The 2,692-nt window shown below is 43.9% G+C and carries 4 protein-coding genes; 3 read left to right on the top strand and 1 reads right to left on the bottom strand.

Annotated features, from left to right (window positions below):
• Positions 1-409, top strand: a 409-nt coding sequence (locus HMPREF1492_RS02115) for a transposase (RefSeq protein WP_198014334.1), incomplete at its 5' end; no start/stop codon positions are given.
• 326 nt (positions 410-735) lie between these two features.
• The gene (locus HMPREF1492_RS02110; protein WP_012808976.1) at positions 736-939 is read left to right on the top strand and encodes a cold-shock protein; all 204 of its coding nucleotides are present in this window, start codon (positions 736-738) and stop codon (positions 937-939) included.
• 87 nt (positions 940-1,026) lie between these two features.
• On the opposite strand, the gene HMPREF1492_RS02105 is transcribed toward HMPREF1492_RS02110, so the two are convergent.
• Positions 1,027-1,689, bottom strand: a complete 663-nt coding sequence (locus HMPREF1492_RS02105; RefSeq protein ID WP_051479361.1) for an HAD family hydrolase — start codon at positions 1,687-1,689, stop codon at positions 1,027-1,029.
• A gap of 113 nt (positions 1,690-1,802) precedes the next feature.
• On the opposite strand from HMPREF1492_RS02105, the gene HMPREF1492_RS02100 reads away from it, so the two are divergent.
• Positions 1,803-2,692: N-acetylmuramoyl-L-alanine amidase (locus HMPREF1492_RS02100; RefSeq protein WP_035435449.1), on the top strand; the 890-nt coding region annotated here is incomplete at its 3' end.

Genomic DNA, 2,692 nt, shown 5'->3' with positions numbered 1-2,692 from the left:
TTTAGTACGCACAGGCTTTGAGCACCTCTATGAAGTGTATGAAAAGATAGATCCAAAAGGAGCACGTCTTCTAGAAGAGTCAGAGCCATATGTACTAACCTACCTAGACTTTCCAAAAGAACACGCTCACTGGATACGTACAAACAATCTCTGTGAAAGACTCAACAAAGAGATAAAGAAGCGTACACGTGTCGTTGGAGTATTTCCCTTAAAACAAGCAATGCTTCGCCTTGTAGGAGCTGTATGTATCAATCAAAACGAAGAGTGGTTTGTAGCAACACACTTCATGGACAAACGCTCTCTTCTCTTTGAAGAACTCCCTCAGAGAGAAGCGTGTACACAAGAGACTATCGACCACCTCTTACAAGTGATTGATAGCGACTTTAAAGTTTGTAGAGAGGTGGCATAATGTAGGCTAGAAGGTAGAAAGGAAATAGCCTTACACCACTTTTTGAGACGTAACTTTAATCCTATACAAATTCTCTATCTTCTATGAAAAAATGCTCAACTAATGAGATAAAAATCGTTTAATAGCAGATATATCCATAAATAAATGCTGGAAAACAGCTTGATTACCTGTGGCTCTACCGGTAGATGGTGTGAAAATCTCCATGAGTGGTTTCTCGCCACATAAGTTGTTGATTAAGGTTATTATATTTCACGTGGCGAAACGTCACGGTATCGCGCTCCACAGGCGCAGTTTTGCCCTGCGGGGCTAAGAAAGAAAGGCACGAAATGGCTCAGGGTACTGTAAAGTGGTTTAATCCAGACAAGGGTTACGGCTTCATCTCTCGTGAGGATGGCGACGATTTGTTCGTACACTTCTCCGAGATTCAGATGGACGGTTTCAAGACTCTCGACGAGGGTCAGCCTGTCGAGTTTGAGATTACCACCGGCCAGAACGGTAAGCTCCAGGCTTCTAGCGTCCACAAGATCTAGTACTTGCGAACACTACCATCAAAAGGAGACCTTCGGGTCTCCTTTTTTGTTACACCGACATTTTTATAGTGGCGCTACCTAGGAACTTTAATACCAGTGCTTAATGGTAAAGTTAGCATGTTCAGAGAGTTTCTCGATGTCTTGATGTTCATCATCACAATTAACAGCACAGGTGATAAGGCCAACAGAATTTCCTGTCTGAAGAGCCAGAGGAATGTCTTCAAACAGAATTGTTTTTTCGGCTTGAGCTCTAAGGCGAGCAAGAGCCTCTAAATAGAGATACGGCTCATCTTTTGCAGATCCAACATCTGCTGCAAACACCTGAGTATCAAAAAGTGCGGATAAGTTTAAACGAGGTTCCAGCATGCCAAGCAGCTCTGACTCGTTAACGGTGGCCAGTGCTGTAGGGATATTTCTTTCTTTGAGCTTGTTAATAAACTCAACCACCCCAGGTCTAAGCTGCACGGAGTTTACAAAGAAACTCTTGCTGAGTTCTTTCCACTCGGCAACAATTTCTTCTGGATCTTCCTTTAGCCCATAGGAGGCAATTGCCCATTCGGCTCCCTTTTCAAATCCAAGAGGGGAGAGAATCTTGCCAATTTCTGGAGTGTAAGGGATTCCTCGCGACTCAAAAAACTCCTGGTCAACAAGCTTCCAGATATGATGTGTATGCGCAATTGTGCCATCAAAATCAAAAATAGCTGCTTCAAAATCTGTTGCAAGAATATCTTCAAGTGTCGAGAAAATCACAGAGTTCCAATCAAGTTGCGGTGAGCTTGTGTTTTTTATTGTTGACGTGTCAGTCTAGTGTAAACTTTTAGCAAGTATGAAGAGGAGTAAACCAATACTTTTCGGAGGACCGCATGAAACGCAGCTTATTTAACACTCGCGGTAAATTGCTTGCTGTTTTGTTCTTTGTTGTTATGGCATTGTTTGTAACAACAGTTCAAAACGCATATGCAACTACCTACACAACTATGGATGCTCAGGGCAACATAATTCAGAGCCAGTCTCTGAGTGATGCTGTTGCGCTTTCTCGTGCAACAGGAAGACCAATTGCGTTAGATCCTGGCCACAGTGATGGTACAGATGGTCGAGACCCAGGCGCAATGTACTACGGTTTAAAAGAAGGCGATATTGCCTGGGCTACAGCTATGTACGTTAAGAAATATCTTGAGCAGTGGGGAGTTCCCGTTGTAGTGGTTCGTGGAGAGCATGAAGACCCTTCGCTCAAAACACGCGTTCAGCGTGCCGTTGATGCAAACGCTTGTGCCATCATCTCGCTTCACTACAATGCCGGCCCTGCATCTGCAACGGGCTCAGAGGTCTTAGTTCCTCATGACGTTAGCTATAACCATGATCTTTTCGTTGCTGGCCAGGCACTTGCTGGCAAGATTAACTATTACTTGAGAGAAAAAGCGGGTATTGTCACCCGAGGTGATGGCGCTACTGAGCGTGGCTACAACGATAAAGACGGTACAGACTATTACGAGAATGGCGATGAGTCCGATTATTACGGCATTGTTCGCTATGCTCGCCAAAAAGGTATTCTTGGTGTAATTGTTGAGCACCAGTTTATCTCTAATCCAGCTCATGCAGCTGAGTTTAAAGACCTTGGCGATAACTCAAAGGTTGACTATATTGGCTGGGCTGATGCCTGGGCAATCTGGGAAATGTATCACTCTGATACTTGGTGGAGTATGAGCAGTATTTCTGCTGTTCAAAATGGTAATAAAGTTACAGTTAAACCTGT

It is taken from the genome of Atopobium sp. BS2, assembly GCF_000565075.1.
In the GTDB taxonomy this organism is placed as follows: Bacteria; Actinomycetota; Coriobacteriia; order Coriobacteriales; family Atopobiaceae; genus Lancefieldella.
This window is presented reverse-complemented; position numbering and strand designations above follow the sequence as displayed.